This is a genomic window from Saccharopolyspora sp. NPDC002376 (assembly GCF_053593195.1).
Genome location: NZ_JBSFBZ010000025.1, coordinates 76,374 through 95,785 on the forward strand (window position 1 = coordinate 76,374; position 19,412 = coordinate 95,785).

Annotated in this window: 22 protein-coding genes and 2 pseudogenes; 12 read left to right on the top strand and 12 right to left on the bottom strand. The window is 67.5% G+C overall.

All coding sequences use genetic code 11. The features are described from left to right. Position 1 precedes the first annotated feature (1 nt). The 7 genes from ACWCO2_RS18450 to ACWCO2_RS18480 are packed head-to-tail and all read left to right on the top strand — an operon-like array spanning position 2 to position 6,391. Complete coding sequence (locus ACWCO2_RS18450) at positions 2-841, top strand: hypothetical protein (protein WP_450128945.1); 840 nt, start codon at positions 2-4, stop codon at positions 839-841. Further along, on the top strand, positions 838-3,300 hold the full coding sequence (locus ACWCO2_RS18455) for a hypothetical protein (RefSeq protein WP_450128946.1): 2,463 nt from the start codon (positions 838-840) through the stop codon (positions 3,298-3,300). Before ACWCO2_RS18450 ends, ACWCO2_RS18455 begins: the two co-directional genes overlap by 4 nt. 18 nt (positions 3,301-3,318) lie before the next feature. Then, a complete protein-coding gene (locus ACWCO2_RS18460; protein ID WP_450128947.1) occupies positions 3,319-3,996 on the top strand; it encodes a hypothetical protein in 678 nt (225 codons plus the stop codon). A gap of 45 nt (positions 3,997-4,041) precedes the next feature. Next, the gene (locus ACWCO2_RS18465; protein ID WP_450128948.1) at positions 4,042-4,368 is read left to right on the top strand and encodes a hypothetical protein; all 327 of its coding nucleotides are present in this window, start codon (positions 4,042-4,044) and stop codon (positions 4,366-4,368) included. Next, the gene (locus tag ACWCO2_RS18470; protein WP_450128949.1) at positions 4,365-5,168 is read left to right on the top strand and encodes a hypothetical protein; all 804 of its coding nucleotides are present in this window, start codon (positions 4,365-4,367) and stop codon (positions 5,166-5,168) included. Before ACWCO2_RS18465 ends, ACWCO2_RS18470 begins: the two co-directional genes overlap by 4 nt. A 4-nt stretch (positions 5,169-5,172) precedes the next feature. Continuing rightward, complete coding sequence (locus ACWCO2_RS18475) at positions 5,173-6,090, top strand: hypothetical protein (protein WP_450128950.1); 918 nt, start codon at positions 5,173-5,175, stop codon at positions 6,088-6,090. Further along, positions 6,083-6,391: a hypothetical protein gene (locus ACWCO2_RS18480; RefSeq protein WP_450128951.1), complete on the top strand. Its 309-nt coding sequence runs from the start codon at positions 6,083-6,085 to the stop codon at positions 6,389-6,391. The genes ACWCO2_RS18475 and ACWCO2_RS18480 overlap by 8 nt, the downstream gene beginning before the upstream one ends. A 166-nt stretch (positions 6,392-6,557) precedes the next feature. Here ACWCO2_RS18480 and ACWCO2_RS18485 read toward each other — a convergent pair whose 3' ends face one another. From ACWCO2_RS18485 to ACWCO2_RS18505, 5 genes are all read right to left on the bottom strand, one after another. Then, positions 6,558-6,761 carry a hypothetical protein gene (locus ACWCO2_RS18485; protein WP_450128952.1) on the bottom strand — a complete coding sequence of 68 codons (204 nt, stop codon included), beginning with the start codon at positions 6,759-6,761 and terminating at the stop codon, positions 6,558-6,560. A gap of 5 nt (positions 6,762-6,766) precedes the next feature. Next, positions 6,767-7,168, bottom strand: coding sequence for a hypothetical protein (locus ACWCO2_RS18490; protein ID WP_450128953.1), 402 nt, complete (start codon positions 7,166-7,168; stop codon positions 6,767-6,769). Positions 7,169-7,877: 709 nt separating this feature from the next. Then, complete coding sequence (locus ACWCO2_RS18495) at positions 7,878-8,219, bottom strand: hypothetical protein (RefSeq protein ID WP_450128954.1); 342 nt, start codon at positions 8,217-8,219, stop codon at positions 7,878-7,880. Then, positions 8,216-8,431 (bottom strand): hypothetical protein, encoded by a 216-nt coding sequence (locus ACWCO2_RS18500; protein WP_450128955.1) that lies wholly within the window; start codon positions 8,429-8,431, stop codon positions 8,216-8,218. Before ACWCO2_RS18500 ends, ACWCO2_RS18495 begins: the two co-directional genes overlap by 4 nt. Continuing rightward, positions 8,428-8,664, bottom strand: coding sequence for a zinc finger protein (locus ACWCO2_RS18505; protein ID WP_450128956.1), 237 nt, complete (start codon positions 8,662-8,664; stop codon positions 8,428-8,430). Before ACWCO2_RS18505 ends, ACWCO2_RS18500 begins: the two co-directional genes overlap by 4 nt. 474 nt (positions 8,665-9,138) lie before the next feature. Between ACWCO2_RS18505 and ACWCO2_RS18510 the strand changes: the two genes are divergently transcribed. Both ACWCO2_RS18510 and ACWCO2_RS18515 read left to right on the top strand, forming a co-directional pair. Further along, positions 9,139-9,960, top strand: coding sequence for a helix-turn-helix domain-containing protein (locus tag ACWCO2_RS18510; RefSeq protein WP_450128957.1), 822 nt, complete (start codon positions 9,139-9,141; stop codon positions 9,958-9,960). A 12-nt stretch (positions 9,961-9,972) separates the two neighbouring features. Then, positions 9,973-10,179 (top strand): DUF397 domain-containing protein, encoded by a 207-nt coding sequence (locus tag ACWCO2_RS18515; RefSeq protein ID WP_450128958.1) that lies wholly within the window; start codon positions 9,973-9,975, stop codon positions 10,177-10,179. A gap of 148 nt (positions 10,180-10,327) precedes the next feature. On the opposite strand, the gene ACWCO2_RS18520 is transcribed toward ACWCO2_RS18515, so the two are convergent. Then, on the bottom strand, positions 10,328-11,017 hold the full coding sequence (locus tag ACWCO2_RS18520; RefSeq protein WP_450128959.1) for a hypothetical protein: 690 nt from the start codon (positions 11,015-11,017) through the stop codon (positions 10,328-10,330). Positions 11,018-11,066: 49 nt separating this feature from the next. On the opposite strand from ACWCO2_RS18520, the pseudogene ACWCO2_RS18525 reads away from it, so the two are divergent. Together ACWCO2_RS18525 and ACWCO2_RS18530 are read left to right on the top strand one after the other, a co-directional pair. Next, positions 11,067-11,588, top strand: a pseudogene (locus ACWCO2_RS18525) (hypothetical protein); the annotation flags it as partial. Between the two features lie 344 nt (positions 11,589-11,932). Then, a complete protein-coding gene (locus ACWCO2_RS18530; RefSeq protein ID WP_450128960.1) occupies positions 11,933-12,070 on the top strand; it encodes a hypothetical protein in 138 nt (45 codons plus the stop codon). Between the two features lie 32 nt (positions 12,071-12,102). Here ACWCO2_RS18530 and ACWCO2_RS18535 read toward each other — a convergent pair whose 3' ends face one another. The 3 genes from ACWCO2_RS18535 to ACWCO2_RS18545 form a co-directional block, all read right to left on the bottom strand. Next, positions 12,103-14,250, bottom strand: coding sequence for a putative bifunctional diguanylate cyclase/phosphodiesterase (locus ACWCO2_RS18535; protein WP_450128961.1), 2,148 nt, complete (start codon positions 14,248-14,250; stop codon positions 12,103-12,105). Between the two features lie 92 nt (positions 14,251-14,342). Next, on the bottom strand, positions 14,343-15,155 hold the full coding sequence (locus tag ACWCO2_RS18540; protein ID WP_450128962.1) for an SAM-dependent methyltransferase: 813 nt from the start codon (positions 15,153-15,155) through the stop codon (positions 14,343-14,345). Between the two features lie 205 nt (positions 15,156-15,360). Next, positions 15,361-16,053 (bottom strand): DJ-1/PfpI family protein, encoded by a 693-nt coding sequence (locus tag ACWCO2_RS18545; RefSeq protein ID WP_450128963.1) that lies wholly within the window; start codon positions 16,051-16,053, stop codon positions 15,361-15,363. A 71-nt stretch (positions 16,054-16,124) separates the two neighbouring features. On the opposite strand from ACWCO2_RS18545, the gene ACWCO2_RS18550 reads away from it, so the two are divergent. Further along, positions 16,125-17,078 (top strand): GlxA family transcriptional regulator, encoded by a 954-nt coding sequence (locus ACWCO2_RS18550; protein ID WP_450128964.1) that lies wholly within the window; start codon positions 16,125-16,127, stop codon positions 17,076-17,078. Between the two features lie 6 nt (positions 17,079-17,084). Here the strand turns inward: ACWCO2_RS18550 and ACWCO2_RS18555 are convergent, their stop codons facing one another. From ACWCO2_RS18555 to ACWCO2_RS18565, 3 genes and pseudogenes are all read right to left on the bottom strand, one after another. Beyond that, a complete protein-coding gene (locus ACWCO2_RS18555) occupies positions 17,085-17,987 on the bottom strand; it encodes an oxidoreductase (protein WP_450128965.1) in 903 nt (300 codons plus the stop codon). A gap of 128 nt (positions 17,988-18,115) precedes the next feature. Continuing rightward, positions 18,116-18,751 (bottom strand): HEAT repeat domain-containing protein, encoded by a 636-nt coding sequence (locus tag ACWCO2_RS18560; RefSeq protein ID WP_450128966.1) that lies wholly within the window; start codon positions 18,749-18,751, stop codon positions 18,116-18,118. 125 nt (positions 18,752-18,876) lie between these two features. Further along, positions 18,877-19,251: pseudogene (locus ACWCO2_RS18565) on the bottom strand (IS66 family transposase); the annotation flags it as partial. Positions 19,252-19,412 lie beyond the last annotated feature (161 nt).

Consider the following 19,412-nt stretch of genomic DNA (forward strand, 5'->3'; position numbering starts at 1 on the left):
CGTGTCGCTGTACCTCGGCCCGCTCGGCGGACTGGTGAAGATCCGGCCGCCACGCCAGGGAGTCGAGACCCCCGTCCGGCGCTACGGCGGCGCGCATACGGCGATCACCGGGGCGACCACGGTCGACGTGACCGGGCATCGGGCCCGGTACGCGATGAAATGGCGGTGGTTGTCGCAGGCCGAAATGGAATGGTTCGAGGCGATCCACCTCCGCCACATTCCCGGCCCGCTGCGGTTGCTGCTGGGCTACAAGCGCAACCGATTGTCTCGCTCGGCCGGCTCGCTCGGCTACGGCGTGCGCGATATGGCGGGCGTGACCCTCACAGCGGGGTCCGCCAGCCGTTCGCCGCTGTGGCCGGCCGACGCACCGCCGGCCGGAGCCGGCCTGTCCTGGGCAAGCTGGGCGGTCGGCGACTCCGTGCGCCTCGACCGCACGTATCCGGTTCCCGTGCTGCCTGGCGAGACCATCACCGCCAGCGTCTACGTTCGCGCGAGCGCGGCCAACGCTGTGCGCCTGGACCTCGACCACTACGGCGCCACCGGCTACGCCGGCACCACGACCGGAACCGCGGTCAACCTGACCGCGAACACCTGGCAGCGGCTCACGCTCACGGTGACGCCGGCCGCCGATGTGTGGGCGGTGTCGCCGGCGGTAACGGTTACCGGACAAGTCACGGCAAATGACGCGCTGGTGATCGCTGCTGCGCAGGTCGAAGCCTCCGCGACCGTCTCGGCCTGGTCGCTCGGCGGGGGTGCGCCGGCTGTTTCCGTGGATCAGATGCCCACCGAGGCGCCGCGTAGTGGCTACACGCACACCGAACTGACTCTTGTGGAGGCATGATGCAGACGCACGGCGGACAGGCAGCAGAGAAGGCGATCATGTCCGCCGAGCGGTATTTCACCCGCGAGTTGCTGTTCGACTGGAACCGCGACGGCAAGTTCGATCACCCGTACAGCGACTTGTCGGCGATGGTCCGCGACCCCGAAACCGATAAGAACCTCACCGGGGCGTTGCCGCCGAGCACGCCGCTACTGGCCGGCACCGCGGCATCCCGGTTCACGGTCACCCTGACCGGTGCGCGCAACCTCAACGAGCCGGCCGCCAACGTCGTTCTCTCGCAGTACAACCCCGACTCGCCGCTGTACAACGTCCAGATCCGCAACACCCCGATGCGGTACTCGATCACCGTGCACACCGACGACGGCCCCGTAACGTATCGGCAGTTCACCGGCCGCGTCCGAATCTCGCGGGTGTCCGCGGAATCCGACGACGTATCGGTCGAATGCCTCGACGCGGTCGAGGTACTGCAGGAGCCGATCTGGCTGCCCGCGTTCGGCGACCTCAACGGCACCGAGTCCAAACAGATGTTCTCCTCGCATTGGGTGTTCGACCGGGTGTTGCGCGCGAACGGGTTCTACCAGTCCCCGCCAGCGCACCCCGATGCGTGTTTCTCGGCGACGCTGCACGGCGGCACCTGCCCCGAGATCGGGCTCGCCTCGCCGAGCACGTTCTACAACGCCACCGGAGAATTCAGTTGGGCCGGTGGTGGCGACGAGCCGATGTATTTCGACTCCAAGGGGCTGGAGTTCTCCACCAGCGGCAACACCGCCGGCAACCGCATCCCCCGGCCGAACGTCGGCAACACGATCGGCTTGGGCTTCCGGTGCAAGCGCGCCGGATCGGGAGAGGTGCTGCTGATTCAGTGGCTCAACGGCCAGCCGCTCGGGATCGACATCCCCGGCAACTACGAGAAGGCGCACAACTGCGCGCTCTCGCTGCGACTGAACAGCGCCGGCCGGCTGGTGCTGCAGCTGCAGAACTACTACGGCACCAACACCTACGACAAGACGTTCACGCACCCCACGACCATCGTCGACACCGGCTGGCACACCGTGCAGGGCGAATGCACGTTCAACGCCGGCAACGTCGTGTTCCGCCTCAAGCTCGACGACGGCGCCTGGCAGACAACCACGCTCGCCGGCGCGTACCCCGCGTACACCGCCGCCGCGCTGTTCCCGCCCTATCCCTACATCGAATGGCCGTTGTGGGTGCAGTGCCAAGCATTCGCGCCCGTGACGAACATCCAGACCTACGCCAACAAGACGCCGATGGTGGAGGCGTTCCCGGCCGACTTCGAGCCGACGGCGCGACTGGACGCCGGAATGAACCGGCTCACGGCCATCCCGGAGTTCACCGAGAAACCCTCGTGGGAGATCCTCAAGACGTTGGCCGAGACCGAATTCGGTTCGCTCCACGTCGACGAGTACGGCGTCGTGCAGTTCACCAACATGGCCACCACCCGGCAGGCCAGGGAGACGCCCGACAGCACCATCAGCGCCGACCACATTGTCGGCCTGTCGATCACCGACGCGACCGACAGCGTCATCAACACCATCACCGGCACCGTCAAGCCGTACAACATCGGCCCCTTGACAATCTTCGACGCCTCGTCGAGCTCCACGCTCTTCGACAAGTCGAGCGGCACGAAGGAACGGACCACGTTCGCCGCGCTCGACGACTTCACCGCCCAACCCAGGAACGGCGTTCCGAGCGTCACGATCTGGCCGGAAGTCAAGGGGATGATCTGGCCGAGCACCATCGGCCGCAACACCCTCCCGTACTACACACCCGATACCTGGACCAACAGCGCCGAAACCATCTTCCACGGAGTCGGCGCGGTGCACGCCAGCAACGGCACCGAACCGGGCACCAAACCGACGGTCGACGTCTGGCTCGACGAACAAAACACCCTGTACGTCGCAGTGTTCAACCAGACGAACACCTACGCCGTACAGATCAGCAACGGCGTGATCGATGCCGCCACCCCGCCCGGATCCAACCGCGGCGGCAAGGTGCTCCGCTACACCCTCAAAATCGCCGGCGTCGTGCTGATCGAACAGCCCGAGATGGAATACAAGCGGGTCGACGAGAGCTCGATCGCCGCGAACGGCCACCAGCCCTACGAGATGCCGTCGAACGAATGGACGCAGTCTTACGCGGCAATGACCTACCTCGCCGACCGACTACTCGAAAACGTCGCGGCGACCGCGATTCCGCTCGTAGAAGACATCACGCTTCCGGCCGACCCACGCCGGCAACTCGGCGACACCCTCGAGATCACCAACGCCGGCCACCTCGGCGGATCCCTCCTCACGATCATCTCGGGTATCACGCGATCGGAGACCGACGACGGGCTCGTCGACCGCTGCTCGCTCAAACTCGTCCACCGGCCGGCGTCGTGGCTGCTCGGCGACCCCACGTACTCGATCCTCGGCAAGTCCACCATCCTTACGCCCTGACGCCCGGAGGTGCCTCACGTGGCGACCATGCCCACATTCCCGGAATGGCCGCGCAAGCTGATCGGCCCGGTTGAATGGAACGCACACGCCAACCAGATCAACACCAACACGACCGACGTCGCCACGTTGACAACCCGCACGACCGACGCGACCACGGGCAACACCGCCCTCGGCAACCGGATCTCGACCGTGGAAACCCGCACAGCCGACGCAAGCACCGGAAACGCCGCACTCGGCAACCGCGTCACCTCTCTAGAGAACCGACGCAAGTGCATCCTCCGCAAGTCCGCCGCTCAGCCCATCGGGACCGCCGCCGACACGATCGTCACGTGGGACGTCGTCGACGAGAACACCGGCGGTATGCGGTCGGGCAACAACATCGTCGTACCGGCCGGAAACTACTGGCTCGCCGCACAAATCCGGTTCCCCGGCAACGCCAGCGGGACCGAGCGCGACGCCTACATCATCAACTACAACAGCGGCAACCTAACGGCCATCGACACCAAGGTGTTGACCGGCCTCGCTCAGACCCCCATGAGCACCGGCGCCGGCAACATCCTGACCTTCGGCCGCGCCTTCACCTTCACCACGACGACAACCCTGTGCGTCGTGGCCTTCCAGAACAGCGGCGTCGCGCTCGACGTGTCCTCAACCGCGTTCGGCGGTAGCACGTTCTCGGTCACCTCACTGCCGTAACGCCCACGCCAACCGCCCCCAGGCACGAACGAAAGGGGCACCCGCGTGGACGTCGCCGGCATCCTGGCATCCGTCGCCCCACAGGCCGGCATCGGCGGCGTACTGCTCGCATTCCTCGCCTACTTCATGCGCCACGCCACCACGGACCGCACCGACTACCGAACCGCGCTCGCCGACGCCGAAGCCCGGCACGCCACCGAGCTCGAGCGGATCCGCACCGCGCACGACGCCGAAGTCGCCGAGCTCCGCGAACGACTCGACGCACAGGAGAAACGAACCGACGAGCTCGCGCACAAGCTCGACGAGGAACGCCGCGCCCGCTGGCACGCCGAAGACGCCGCGGCCACAGCGCGACGGGAGGCCGGCACATGATCCGTCCACAGTGGCTCACATGGAAGCGCGCCCGCGCCCTGGTCCTGGTGCTCGTCGTCGCGTGGGTGGCGTGGCTGACCTGGTCGCTCGGCGACCGCTCGCAGGTCGCCGAGCACCAGGCCGGCCGCGCCGACGTTGCTGAACGCACGCTCGACCAGCTCGCCGACGACGTCGCCCGCGCGTGCGCGCAAGGTGGCGACACCGCAGCCAAACTCGGCGCCGCATGCGTGACCGCCGACCAGGTCAAGCGCGAGCCGGCGCCGGCGCCGAGCGACGGTGCCGACGGGCGCGGCATCACGCAGACCAGCATCACCGCCGGCCGGCTGGTCGTGTCCTACACCGACGGAACCGCCCGCGACGTCGGCCCGGTCGTCGGCCCCACCGGACCAGCCGGCCCCACCGGGGAACAGGGCCCCGGCGGACGCGACGGCGTCGACGGGAACAACGGGCGCGGTGTCGCAGGCACCGCAATCGACGGCGTCGACCTGGTCGTCACCTTCACCGACGGCACCCGCGAAAACCTCGGCCGCGTCGTCGGGCCCGCCGGCCGCGGCATCACCTCGACCGACACCACCGGTGGCCGGCTGGTCGTCACCTACGACGACGGGACCACCGAGGACGCCGGACCACTACCACCCGGGCCGCAGGGCAAACAGGGCGCGCCCGGCCCCACATGCCCAGACGGCTACGAACTCCGCCCCGTGCTGTACCTCGCCCCCGGCAACGGCAGCACGTACGAGGGAGTCGGTTGCGTCGAGCCCGGATCCACAACCCCAATCACACCCACGAAACCGAGGTGATCGCATGGCATGGCGCGTAGCGCGCAGCCTGGAAACCCTCCGTCAGCAGTTCAACGCCCGATACCCGGACCGCTCGACGGCATCCGACGGCGGCATCGGCGACGCCGCGCACGCCTCCCGCAGCAGCGACCACAACCCGTGGGTCGGGCCGGCCGCCGACGGGCTCATGTTGGTCACCGCCCGCGACTTCACGCACGACCCGACCAACGGCATGGATCTCGACCGGCTCACCGACGAACTCGCCGCCAGCCGCGACCCGCGCATCAAATACCTGATCGGAAACGGCCTGATCCTGGACAGCCGGCCCGGGAACAACCCGTGGAAGTGGATGCCCTACAGCGGCAGCAATCCGCACCGCAAGCACTTCCACATCAGCGTGCACGCCGACATCCGACTCGCCGACGACCCGCGCCCCTGGAACCTGCCGAGCTTCGGCAGCACCCCAACCCCCTCGCCACCAACGGAGGTAGACGACTTGACCCCGGAACAGTCCCGCCAGCTCTCCGAGATCCATCATGAGCTGTTCGGCCCCCGCGGCGGCAAGGGCGAGATCAGTGGATGGGGCACCACCATCGGACCGCGGACCGTGGTCGCGATGCTGGTTGACCTGCACAACGCGCTGCTCGCCCCACAGCTCAGCCGCTACCCCGACCCCAACAGCAAGATCAAGCTCTCCGCAATCGAGGCCGTGCGCAACATCGACGGTCTCGTCTTCCAGCTCCCGGCGGTGATCAACGCCGCCGGTCGTACCGACCCGGCCGCGGTCGCCGAAGCACTGCGCCCGGTCATCGCCGAGGCCGCCGGCCCGGTCATCCGCGACGCCGTGCTCGACGCGATCGGGACCGACAACGAGGACCAGGCCGACGCGATCGTCGACCGCATCGCCGCACGCCTGGCAGGACAGGAGACGCCCCGTGTCTGACCAACTGACCTCATGGCTCCGCACGACCGTTCCGGCCGCGTGGGCTGCCCTGGTGGCCTACGTGGTCACGCTCGGCGCCCCGGCATGGCTCGTCGACGCGCTCGGCGACGCCGGCCCGACGCTGGTCGTGCCGCTGGTGCTCGCCGCGGTTTACGCCGGTTTGCGCCGGCTCGAGCCGCACATGTCGCCGCTGCTGACGCGGATTCTGCTCGGCAGCAACACGCCGCCCACCTACCCACCGGCCAGCACTGGCCGGCACGCCGCGGACACCGCGGCAGACTCCACGCCCCCGCGTGGATGAACACGAAGCGCCCCGCACCCGGTCGTCGGGTGCGGGGCGCTTTCGTCGTTTTGGGGTAGCCGTCGACCTGGCGTCGTTGGCAGGTCGACGGCTACCGTGTCCGGCGGGTGGCTGGCTCAGTTACCCGCCGCGTCGACCGGGAGATTGCCCCTCCTGGTCGGCGCACCTAGCACTTCGGGCAGGCCCATCCGCCGCCCTGAATCGGGATCATCGGCGATTGGCAGTTGGGGCAGGTCTGCCCCACCAACGGCGCTGGGCTGTCTGGCACCTCGACCGGCGTCGACACGTCGACGACCTGGTCGAGCAGGTACTCGGCGAGCTCGTCGAGCAGGCCCGGACGGTTGATCTCTTGCGCGGTGGGTACCGCCATGCTTTCTACTCCTGATGGTTGTGCACCTCCGTGCAGTCGTCGGCCGTGACCGCCTCGACCCAGAGGTGCAAGCGGTCGGATTCACGAGCGAAATCGAGATACAGGGAGTCGCCCCGCGATAGAACGTCGAGGTTCGCGGCGAGATCGTGCTCGACGTGCCCGTCGTCGCCGACATGCCCGTCACCGACCGCGGGCGGCCCGATCAGCCGCACCCGTTCGGGGTGCGCATGCTTTCGCGTCATCGCGGCAATCCACTCGGCGACGGCGTCGGGCGTGCGGAACACTGCGGCCGGCGTCTCGGCGAGCCGGTATTCACGCACTGAGTGTTCGGCCGCGTCCGCGTCCCGAGCTTCGACGTAGGCGTGCCAGTGCACGCCCCGCCGCGACCAACCATCGGGGTCGAACATCCCTCTCCTCACTGCCGCAACACCGTTGCGGCTCTACCTCCGCAACCTCGCCCACTGTCCGCAATAGACAGACCGTGCTGCGGCAGGCTCACCACTGCTTCCATAGGTGGTCGTATTTGGTCGCCGTTTCGCCGTCCTGCTGTTCGTCGTCCTCTTCGGTCTCCGGGTCGCCTTCCACTGGTTCACCTCCTCCAGCCGTCATCGACTGCTTGGTCACAGCTGCGGGCCGACACTCCAGTGCGGCACGCTGTTCGAGTCGTAAACCGGGCGCTCGCTCGGCTCTTCCTCGGTCTCCTCCTCGGGTTCCGGATTGTCCGACATCGGTCACCTCCTCTCAGGTCCACAGTGGTCGATTCCCCTGGTGTGCCGAGGGGCGACGCACCAGGCGGCCCGCATGCCCCGGTGCCGTTCGGGGGTTCGGCACCGGGGCGGCTTTTCTCGGGGAGCGCCCCCGGCGCGGTCGGGTCGGTTGCGGCGTTGCCGCGCGTTGACCCCGCTGCCCAAAACCGGACCTGCCGTGCTATAGGTCCGGCCCTGGTTGCCTGGCAGCGTCGCGCCGGGGGCGGTAGATGGCCGGGTGGCGCCGGGCGGCGTCGCCGGCCCGACCATCGGGGTGCCCGGCCGCCCTGGGGGTCAGCGGTACGGGCACGTGGTTTCGGCGAAGGCACCGGCCCAGGAAGGGAAGGCGGCGCGATGCCTCCGCCGAGCTCTACAAGTTCTGAAGGCCGACAAGGAGATGGCGCAACGTCCACCGGTGGGTCGCCATGATGTCGGGGTCATCGAACGGCAACCCGGCCGCAGCGCGTGACAGAAGCCGCGTTTCCACCACCGCGAGGTCGTCGGCCAAGTCGCCACGAATCACGACCGGTTCGCGGAGCCGGTGCCGGCCACCGGGCTCATCCTCGGCGTCGGCCTGGGCGAGCAGCTGTTGCACCGTCAACGCGCCCTCGCCGGAGCTGGCGTGCTTGCCGAACTCGCCAAATTGGCGCACCGCCCACAACGCGGCGAGCACAAGAGCGACCGTCACGGCCGCGATCAGAACGGTGATCACTGGTCCGCCCTCTCAGTGTCGATCACGCGGGGAGGAACGTAAGCCGCGCTCCGGTCCTGCAACAGCTCAGCGATTTCGTACAGCAACGCCGCGTGCTCGGCGAACTGCTTGTCGGTGACGGTCTGCTCTCGCACGTTGTCGGCGAGGTCCTCGAGCGCAACCGAGGTCCGTACCAACAGCTCGTGCAGTTGCGGTTGCGTCTGCTGGCTCATCGCGCACTCACCACCGGCGGCATCGGGCAGCCGGCGAGCACGTGCGCCGCCGTGTTGCAGTCCGGGCACGTGTCCCACAACCACGCGAGTTCGCTTGTGTCGACGCCGATCGGCCGGCCGCACAACGTCGTGACCTTGTCGTCGTCGCGCCACCCGCCGGCCGGGTGCTCGTCGCTCGTTGCGTGCCGCAGGCCCCCGCCAGGTGTCCAGCTAAACGGATGCGGCCGGTACATCACGCCACCACCCGCGCCCGGCCGGCTGTGACCGGCACAGCTGGACCACGGTCGGGATTTGAACACGGCACCACGGCGCGCGAGACGGGACGGCTCTCACCGTCTCGCCACGCCGCGTGCCCCCGGCGCGGTCGCAGCGTTTCCGCACTGTTGGAGCAACGCGGGCGCGACTCGGCCAGAGTCTCGAAAGTCATGATCATCACCTCGGGGCCAGATCGACCGGGACGGTCAACCACGCTGGGTTAGCGATCAACCACGCTGCAGGCACTCTCGCATAGGCGCGCGCCTACAACAACGCGCTTGAATGACTCGCGCCTGGAGATCACTCGATTAGACGAGCGCCGCACATGCCCTTTGTCGTGCCAAACTGCACTCGCCCGATTCACCAGCTGTGGAGGTCTTCCCGTGGCGAAACGCCCAGGATCGAGCGTCCGTCGCCCAGGACCGAGCGTCCGTCGTCGCCAGCTCGGCGCGATGTTGCGTCAGCTACGCAAGGACGCAGGCAAGGAACGCGAGGACGCTGCCGACTGGCTCGAAATGAGTCAACAGACGATCAGCAAGATCGAGCTCGGCCAACAGGCCATCAAGGCCCCGCACGTTCGATTGCTGTGCCAGCTGTACGGCGTTGATGCCGATGTCGTAGATACCTTGCTGCGGCTCGCGAGGGACGCGAACCAACGTGGCTGGTGGGCGACCTACCGCGGCACGCTGCCAGAATGGGCGCGCAAGCTCGTAGGATTCGAGGCCGATGCCGCCGACCTCTGGAACTACGAAGCGGAGTTCGTCCCTGGCCTGCTACAAACACCTGCCTACATGGAGGCGATCAGCCGTGCGAGCCTGCCGGCCATCACCGATGAAGAGATCGCGAGTTCGGTTCAACTGCGGCGCGAAAGGCAATCACGCCTCGACGGCGAGCAACCGCCGCGCCTGCATGTCTATTTGAACGAAGCCGTAGTCCGCCGCGTCGTTGGCGGCCCCGAGGTCATGCGCGAACAGCTGTACCACCTGGCGGAAGCCTCGAAGCTCGATCACGTGACTATTCGAGTCCTCCCCTTCTCGGCCGGTGCACATGCCGCCATGACGGGCTCGTTCGTCATGATGCAGTTTCCGGATGAACCTGCGCCCGCGTTCGTCTACGTCGACAACGAACGAGGCGCGGTCTACCAGGAAGACCCTGGCGATATCGACCGCTATACCCTCATCATGCAACTGCTTGACGAGGTGACGCTAAGTGATCACGACTCGCGGGCCTTGCTCGGGCAGATTGCCGAGACACTGCGAAGCAAGCACCCATGAAGGGGGCTCACGATGCCCACCCCGGAACTGTCCGGCTGGCGGAAGTCCAGCCGGAGCGGACCCAACAACGGCAACTGCGTTGAGATCGGTTTCAGCACCGATGCGACGTTCACCGGCGTGCGCGACACCAAAGATCGCACGTATGGAACGCTGGTGTTCGATCGCCAGCAATGGGCGGCATTCGTCGCCGCGGTGAAGGCCGACGACCTCAGCGCCTGACCCTGAATACAACAGCGCCCGCCTGGTGCCGGTATCACCAGGCGGGCGCTGTTGTACGTGCGGACGCTCTACGCGCGTTGCTCCGCGGTGGAGTCTGCCAGAGGGCGCGCAGGAACATCACCGCACGGCCATGCGCCGGCCGCCACCATCAGAACGCCATCCGGTCGACGTCGACCACCCGGCAGGTGATCGCCCCGGGGCGGCTGCCGAGCATGGTTGACGCGTCCCACCCGGACAACTGCGCCGACTGGCCGGCCCCCAGTTCGTTGCGGATCGCGTAGATCTCGCCCAACCGGTTACCGACCGGATCGTCAACCGCGATCACCACCCAGTAGCTTGCCGACCGGTCCGACGAGTTGGTGACCGTCAAGTCGGCTTCGACGGTGGTGGTTCCGTACTCGGTGCGCGTGCTGCAGCCGGACAGGTTCACGTCTTGCGCGGCGTCCGGCGTCTGCGTGCCAGGAATCACCGGGGTGCCGCCGTTGGCAACCCCGTTGGCGATGCCGGCAATCTCCTGCATGTCGCTGTCGAACTTCTGGATTGCGGCGAACATCATCGCGATGCCCACGATGCCGAGCGCGGCCACGCCGACACCGAGCCCGGTCGCGATCCACGTCATGACACGGTTGGTCGCGGCGCCGCGGCGCACCCGGCCGACGCCGAGGAGACCGAACAGCACGGCCAACGCGCCGAGAATAAGCGCGACGAGCCCCGTCAAGGGGATCAGGCCGAACACGGCCCCGACGATCGCCAGGACAAGCGCGGTGATGCCAAAGCCGTTGCGCGGCGCTGGCGCGTGATGGCCGGCGGTCGGGGGCGTGGTGGGGGTCTGACTCATTCGTCTCTCCGATTCTGCTGGTCAACCCCTTTGTGTCTTCGGAACATTGACGTTCAACAACGAGGGCACCAAGGTCATCTTCACCGACGAGCTCGGTGGCGGCGGCGCGGCCACCTGCAACGAGAAGACCGGCCCGACCCGCGGCGCCAACGGCATCTACGACGTCGTCGGCTCGGGCGCGGACTCGAAGCTGGAGTTCCGCAGCTACTACAAGATCCCGCGGCACCAGGAGGACACCGAGAACTGCGTGGCGCACAACGGTTCGCTGATCCCGACCAATAGCGGCGACTACATGGTGCAGGCGTGGTACCAGGGCGGCGTGTCGGTGTGGGACTTCAGCGACTCGAACAACCCGCAGGAGATCGGCTACTTCGACCGCACCCCGTTCGACCCGAACAAGCTCGAGATCTCGGGTTCGTGGTCGGCGTACTACTACAACGGCTACATCTATTCCAGCGGTATCCAGGACGGCCTGGACGTCCTGGAGATCAACGACCCGCGGACGAACAACGCGAAGAGCGTCAAGTTCGAGGAGTTCAACCCGCAGACCCAGCCCATCTACCAGCGCTGACGCGATGACGACGGAGAAGGGCCTCGCCAACTGGCGGGGCCCTTCCCACATCGATCACGTCGGCAACGGCCGTCGCACCGGGGCTACGGTTGCAGGACGCAGACGAGCTGCTCCTCAAGGAGCACACCTTGCTGCCTGCCACAGCGCCGCGCCTCCCTTTGCCGATACCTGTTCCGCAGCGCCTGGGCCAGCCTTCCGAGCGGTTCCCGCGCCGTTGGATCGGTCTGCGATGCCGGAGTCCACGGCCGCCCGGGCGGAAAAACCACGTGGGGACCGCCAGCAGCCGCAGCTCTGCAACGCCTCACCGCGACTCGACCCAGTGGTCGATTCGAGGAGTTCCACCGATGAAGTTCCGCCGCCAGGCAATTGCACTGGTCACAACGGGTTTGAGCCTGGTCGCGCTGCCGATAGCGGGCTGCTCGCAGCAGCCGGCTCCCCCGGACGCCCAGCAGATCAACAGCATCGTCGAGATTCCGGTGTGATCCCACTGAAGGACACCCTCCGGAGATACCCCTCAGCCCTCGCCGCGGAGGTGATCGGGGACGTCGAAGGAGCACAGCGGGCCGCCGAAGTGGGGGCCTGTTGCGACTTCGCAGCCCATTTCTCGCCAGGCTTCGGCCTGCTCCGCGGTTTCCACGCAGCCGACCCACACCTGCGAACCGCACGCGCGGGCCAACGGGATCAGGCTGCGGATCGCCTGAACCTCCGGCGTGTCAACGGATTCCGCGTTGTGCACTATCGCGACGACCTCGTCAGCTAGGCGCACCGCGTCCACCGGGAGCTCCCGAAGCAGCCGCAGTTCCTCCGGGGATCCTTGGAAGCCGTGCAGCGAGACCTTGATGCCGCGGCTGCTGAGGAACCGGACGTTGTCCCGGGTTTCCTCGTTGTCACCGCTGATCGCGACCATCGGCAGGCACAGCCGCAGCCATTCCGGTTCGATGTCGCAGGAGTCCAGAGCCCGGTGGATCACCGCCGCCAAATCGGGATCCTGGCCCTGGTTCGGGCTCAACGACAGGGTCAACTGCACCCGGTGCCCGTCGGTGTGCCACTCGCGCATCTGGTGCCAGGCGGTGTCGACCATCCAGTCCCGCAGGGACAGCGTCACTCCGGAACGCTCCGCCAGGCGCAGGCACTCGTCGTGCTCCAGCGTGGGGTTCTCCGCGGTGTCCCAGCGGAGTCCGGCATCCAGCGCGAGCAGCCCGGAGCCGTCGAGGCGCACCATCGGGCGGTAGACCACGTCGAACTCGCCCTGCTCCAGCCCGCCCGGCATCACCGCGGCCAGCTTGGACTCGATCCGCTCCTCCGGCGCCCGGTCCGGGTCGAACAGCGCCCACTGCCGCTTGCCCGCCGCTTCCGCGCGCCGCAGCGCGACGTCGGCGGCCCACAGCATGGTTGACGCTTCCGCGTCGGCCACCTGCCGCTGCACCACGCCGACGCTCGCCGAGGCCGCGATGCCCTGGTCACCGACGTAGACGGGCTCGGCGAGCACCTCGTTGATCAGCCGGACGACTTCGGGCACCGGCGGAGTCCTCTCCTGCTCCCACAGCAGGATGGCGAACTCGGTGCCGCCGAAGCGGGCGACCAGCGCCTCCTCGTCCTGGACCAGCTGCTCCAGCCGCCGCCCCACCGTCTTGATCACCAGGTCGCCGACCTCGTAGCCGAGGCCGTCGTTGATCAGCTCGAAACCGTCCAGGCCCAAGTGGTAGAGCGTCATCCGGGACTCGCGCGGGAAGTTGACCAGCGCGGCTTCCAGCCGGGTGGAAAAGTACTGCCGGTTGGGTAGCCCGGTCAGCACGTCGTGCAAGGCCTGGTACTGGAACCTGGCCTGCAGCATGTGCAGTTCGGTGATGTCCTCGACCATCGTCACGAAGTTGAGGGGCGCGCCGTTCGAGTCGCGCAGCACCGAAACCGCCAGGTACGCCCAGGCTTCCTCGCCGTTGGTGCGCAGCAGGCGCTTGCGGTCGCTGAGGCGCTTAGCGCTGCCGCCCTCGGCCAGCTCCCGGTAGGCGGCCGCCAGGTACTCGGCGTCCTCGGGGTGGAACAGGTCGTGGATCGTCATCGACGTCAGGGCCTCGTCCTGGTAGCCCAGGGTGTGCTCCCACGCCGGGTTCACCTGGACGAACTTGCCCTCCAGGTCGCAGATCGCGACCCCGATCGGCGTCGTGGTGAACACCTCGCCGAACCGCGCCTCGCTGGCCGCCAGCTCCCGGTCGGCCTTGAGCTTCGCGCGCAGCAACGCCTTCTTCAACGTCTCCTGCTGCACGAACGTGCTCTCCCGGTCCGCGGCGGCGTAGCCGGCGGCGATCGCCGCGACCAGCGCCAGCATCCGGTGCACCTCGTCGTCGCCGAAGCGCTGCACCAGCGCGTCGCGGAGCAGATTCAGGCTCAGCGGCAGGCTGGACTCGCCGGTGGCATGCATCTCCACCAGCCGGGCACCGACGTCGCGACCCGTTTCGGTCAGGGTGGACGGGTCGTCCAGCGCCGCGACGATGCGGTCGACCAGCTCCCCCAGCATCTGCTCGACGGTCGCGCGGGACAGCGGGATGTAGGAGGCAGTGCTCAGCTGCGCGGCCCAGCGACGGGCGACCTCGGCCCGCCAGCCACCATCGCGGCGCTGGGGAACCAGCACGCGATGCGGCTCGTCCGCCGTACCCTCGCTCATCTCAACCGTCCAGCAACGTTCGTCGGGCGCCCGCCCCAGTCACACCCTTTCCTAACATCATCGTGGAACCGGTACGCGCCTCCGCGCCCACCTCATCGCTTGCGTCCCACCCCCGCGTAGATCTGCGAACCGCCAGGCTCGTCGGCGGCCTGCTCGGGCCGGTCCGGCCGCCAGAGTGCGGTGCCGACCACGCCCGGCTCGGCCAGCTCGAAACCGCTGAACAGCTCGGTGACCTCGGAGTGCGTGCGGGTGTGGATCGGGTCGGCGCTGCGCCGCATCACCTCGACGACACCGGCCATCTCGTCCGGGCTGATGTCGGCGGTGAAGTGCGACAACGCCAGGAAGCTGCCGGGGGCCAGCGCGTCGAGGTAGCGGGCGGTGATCGCCGGGGCGTCGGCCTCGTGCGACACGAAGTGGAAAACCCCGGCCATGATCAACCCGATCGGCTGCTCGAAGTCCAGCAGCCGCCGGGTCTCCGGGTGCTCGAGGATCGACTCGGGCTCGGCCATGTCGGCCTGCAGGATGGTGGCGTGCTCGTTGCCCTCAAGCAGCAGCTGGCTGTGCGCGACGGCGACCGACTCGTAGTCCACGTAGACCACGCGCGCTTGCGGATCAGCGGTCTGGGCGATCTCGTGAACGTTGCCGACCGTCGGGATTCCCGAGCCGACGTCGAGGAACTGCCGGACGCCGTGCTGCCCCATGAAGACCACGGCGCGGCGAAGGAAAGCCCTGTTGAGCCGGGCGACGTCCCTCGCGCTGGGCAGTGCGGTGAGGAACTTCTCCGCTAACGCGCGATCCGCGGCGAAGTTGTGCGCGCCATCGAGCAGGTAGTCGTAGAGCCGTGCTGCGCTGGGGACTTCTTCGTCGACGTCCTCGGGCACCCAGGTGGTGGCTGGTTCGGTCACGTCTGCCTCGCATTCGCACCGTTGCGTGTCGAACAGACTACTGGGTGACACCACCCCACCCTTCAGGGCGTAAGCCTGATGCGATTTCCGTATCGATCGAGAGGCCGGTTCGCCCCACCGTGCCACCCACCGCGGCACGAATGGGCGAGGCCGTCCGAACCGGGACTCAGTCGCGAAAGTGGCTCAGTTCCAGCCGAAACCCGCGCTATCGACGCCAGACGGTGCCCCTCCGCTCGTACTCCATCACCGTCTCCACCTTCAGCGCCGCTTGCGCGCCGAATCCCCGCTCCACCAGCCAAAGCGCCAGGTCCAGTCCGGAGGTGATGCCACCAGCGGTCACCAGATCGCCGTCATCCACAACCCGGCCAGGCATGATCTGGCCACCCTCCCGCGCGAGGTCCTGCTGGGCCATGTGGTGCGTGGTGCACGGCCGACCACGGGTGATCCCGGCAGCGGAGAGCAGCATCGCTCCGGTGCACACCGAGGCCAGCACCAAACCTGGCCGGCGGGCATCGCGCAACGCCGCCGGGAGGTGACCTCGCTCGATTTCGCCGGGCACGCCACCTTCGGGAAGGCCGTAACCGCCGCCGGCCACCACGATCACGTCGGCCTCGTGGGGCGCCCAGCCGCCGGCCTCGAACCTGGTGCCGAACGCGGAGGTGACGATGCCCGGTTCGGCACCGGTGACCAGTTCGGCATCGATGGGCAATCCGGCGTGCGCGGCGTGCTGGAAGACCTCGTTCGGCGCGATGAAGTCCAGGTCGTCGGCGCCGTCGAAGACCAGCAGGTGCACGCGGAACGGCTTGCGCCGCAACGGCTCGGCGTGCGCGGAGGTGGTCGTGGCAGCGCCGGCCGCGGCGACGGCCGCACCGGCGCGAAGCAGTGATCGCCTGTTCATGCGGTCGATTCTGATCTTCGCCGCAGTGCCGGAAAAGGGGAGATAATGCCGTTTTCCGTAAGCTTCTAGCCATGCATGTGGTTGGCGTGGCGGTCATCGACGGCGTGGTGGGCTTCGACCTGACCGCGGTGTGCCAGGTGTTCGCAGCGGCCCGTCCGCCCGGCCTGGACAGCCCCTACGAAGTTCGGGTCTGCGCCGCACCGGACGCCCTGGTCACGGCGGTGGGCACCACCAGCTTCCGGATCACCGCACCGTTCGCGCTCGCCGACCTCGCCGCAGCCGACACGATCATGGTGCCCGGGCTGAAGGAGTGGACCCGACCGGTTTCACCGGAAGTGCTGGAGCTGCTGACCGACGCCGCCGCTCGCGGCGCGCGGATCGCATCGATCTGCACCGGCGCGTTCGTGCTCGCCGAGGCGGGGCTGCTGGACGGCATGCGGGCCACCACGCACTGGAACGCCGCGCGACAACTGGCAGACGCCCACCCGCAGGTCGAGGTCGACCCTTCGGTGCTGTTCGTCGACAACGGACAGGTGCTCACCTCGGCCGGGGTGAGCGCCGGGGTGGACCTGTGCCTGCACCTGATCCGCCGCGACCACGGCTCGGCCCTGGCCGCCCGCGCGGCTCGGCTGATCGTGATGCCGGCGTTCCGCGAGGGCGGGCAAGCGCAGTTCATCGCCTTCGAACCACCGAGCGGCAGCCTCCAGCCCACGATGGATTGGATGCGCAACAACCTGCACTTCGATCTGTCGCTGACCGAGATCGCCCGGCGGGCGAACATGAGCGTGCGCACCCTGAACCGCCGATTCCGGGACCAGACCGGAACGACGCCGCTGCAGTGGCTGGTGCTGGCGCGGGTGCACCGCGCTCAGGAACTCCTGGAAACCACGGACCTGCCGATCGAGGAGGTCGCCGAACGCGCCGGATTCGGCACCGCGGCAACCCTGCGCCGGCACTTCACGAGCCGGGTCGCCACCACGCCGACCGCCTACCGCGCTGCGTTCCGCGAGCGGTCGGCGCGGTGACCCGCCTCAGTGCGCTTCTTCGAGGGTTTCGCCCTCGGCGACCAGAGCGTTCAGAGCTTCGACGTCGGCGTCGGAGAGCTCGACGGTGGCTGCCGCGGTGTTCTCCTCCAGGTGCGCCGGGGAGGACGTGCCCGGGATCAGCAGGATGTTCTCCGCGCGGCGCAGCAGCCAGGCCAGGGAAACCTGTGCCTGCGTCACGCCGTGGCGCTCGGCGATCCCGCGTAGCACGTCGTCCTCGCGCGCCCGGCTGTCCGCGAAACCGGAGCCGAGCGGGAAGAACGGGACGAACGCCGCGCCCGCTTCGGCAGCCTTCGCCAGCAGCTCCGCCGAGGTCCGGTTGACCACGTTGTACAGGTTCTGCACCGCGGCGATCTCGACGTGCTGCCGCGCTTCCTCGAACTGCTCGACGGACACATTGGACAGTCCGATGCCGCGCACCAGCCCTTGCTCGCGCAGCTCCGCCAGCGCGCCGAGCTGATCGGCCAGCGCGATCCCGCGATCGACCGTGTGCCGCAGGTAGACCAGGTCCAGCGACTCCAGCTGCAGGCGGCGCAGGTTGTCGTGCACCTGGGCGCGCAGCGCGTCCGGGTGGTTCAGCGGCAGCCAGCCGCCCTGGTGGTCGCGGTAGGCGCCGATCTTGGTGGCCAGCGCCAGGCCGTCGCCGTAGGGACGCAGCGCCTCGGCGATCAGCTCGTTGACCACCCACGGGCCGTAGAAATCGCTGGTGTCGATGTGGTCGATGCCCAGCTCGATGGCGCGCCGCAGCACCCGGATCGCCCGATCGCGGTCGGCGTGCGGGCCGAACACACCGGGCCCGGCCAGCTGCATCGCGCCGAACCCGACCCGGCTGACCTGGCGGTCCGCGGTCAACTGGAACACGCCCCCCAGGGCGTTGGAAGCAATCGTCACGCCGCGATGCTGCTAGAAAACGCCACCCCCGGCAACGAGCGCATCCTCACACCGGGCTCGTCAGACCTGGGGCATGAGGAGGAGCCAGGTTCCGCCGAGGACGAGGGCCACCAGGCCGAGCAGGCAGTTCAGCTCTCTCCCTCGATGATGTCGGCCACGGTGCGGGCAGTAGCTCGCACGTCATCTTGAGGGTCGCTGGCGGCTACTTCGCGCAACCCGGGGATGAACTCGTGCCAAGCTGAATACGAAGCTGCCCATACTGCGCCTGCACGTACCATGGGGTCCTCGTGGTCAAAGTCGCGTGAAATGACCGAGAAGAATTCATCGTCGAACTCCTCAGGAGAGCCCAGGCCGACGAGCAGGAGGAACTGCGTTCGAACCGCCGGATCTGAGGATTCCATGACGACATGCAGCAGTTCTTGCTCAGTCCAGGCGCCGATGTAGGACGAGGCCATGCTCGCCCATTGTACGACCGCTTCCCGGTCATCGCCCGAAGTAACTATGCAACTTGCCTTCGAGGCTGCATCCTCCAGGTAATGGAACTCCAGCGCTTCCTTGATCTGCCAGACGATTTCAAGGGTGATCCGTGAGGATGCCGGCTCGTCGAGCCGCCTGACTTCACGCAGTCCAAGACGTCGCGACAGGAGTTCGATGGTTGCGTCCCGGGGGTTGCTGTTCCGCAGTACGATGCGCGAGCTGCGAAAGTGGGGAATCCCTTCCTTGCGTTGGTCATTTGTTTCATCTGGCACTGCCACATCATCCATTCTTCTGATTCCGCTCGTCAGTAGTTATCTGTTTCCACGGCTTCTCGTCGTCTCCCTTGGAGAAGGAATCGCCAGACGACGAGCTCCTCGATCTGTCGACAGTAAGTCTTGTAGGAACTTGGTAGCTATTCACCTGGTGTGAGTGCGGGTGGTAGCCATGCGCCGGTAGTGAACAGTTGGCGGAGGACGTCGAGTTTGTCGAGTCCCCATTTGGTTGCGGTGTCCAGGTAGGACTGGACGATGGCGAAGTCGGTGAGGCCTTGCAGGGTGCACCAGCAGCCGCCGGAGGTGCGCCGCTGGATTTTGACGGGCCTGCACGATCTTTCTGCTTCGTTGTTGGTGAAGGGCACTGAGAGATCGGTGGCGAACCTCAGGATCATGTTCTCGTATCGTTTGAACCGGGCGATCAGGGTGCGGGCTTTGTCGGCGAGCGTGGTGTGTTCGCCGTGGTTGTCGAGCTCGCCGCGGGCGAGGGCGCCGAGGTAGTGGTTGCGGATCTGTTTCAGCGTCGTCTGGTCGAGGCGGTCGGCTGCTGTGGAGTCGTTTCCGGTTGTAGAACACTTCGAGGCTCTGTCATGATTTCCGTGTAAGCCACGGATGAGTTTATTTGTTTATTTCAGTTGAGTGGGATGCGTCCTGGGAAGAGGACGACTAGTGTGTT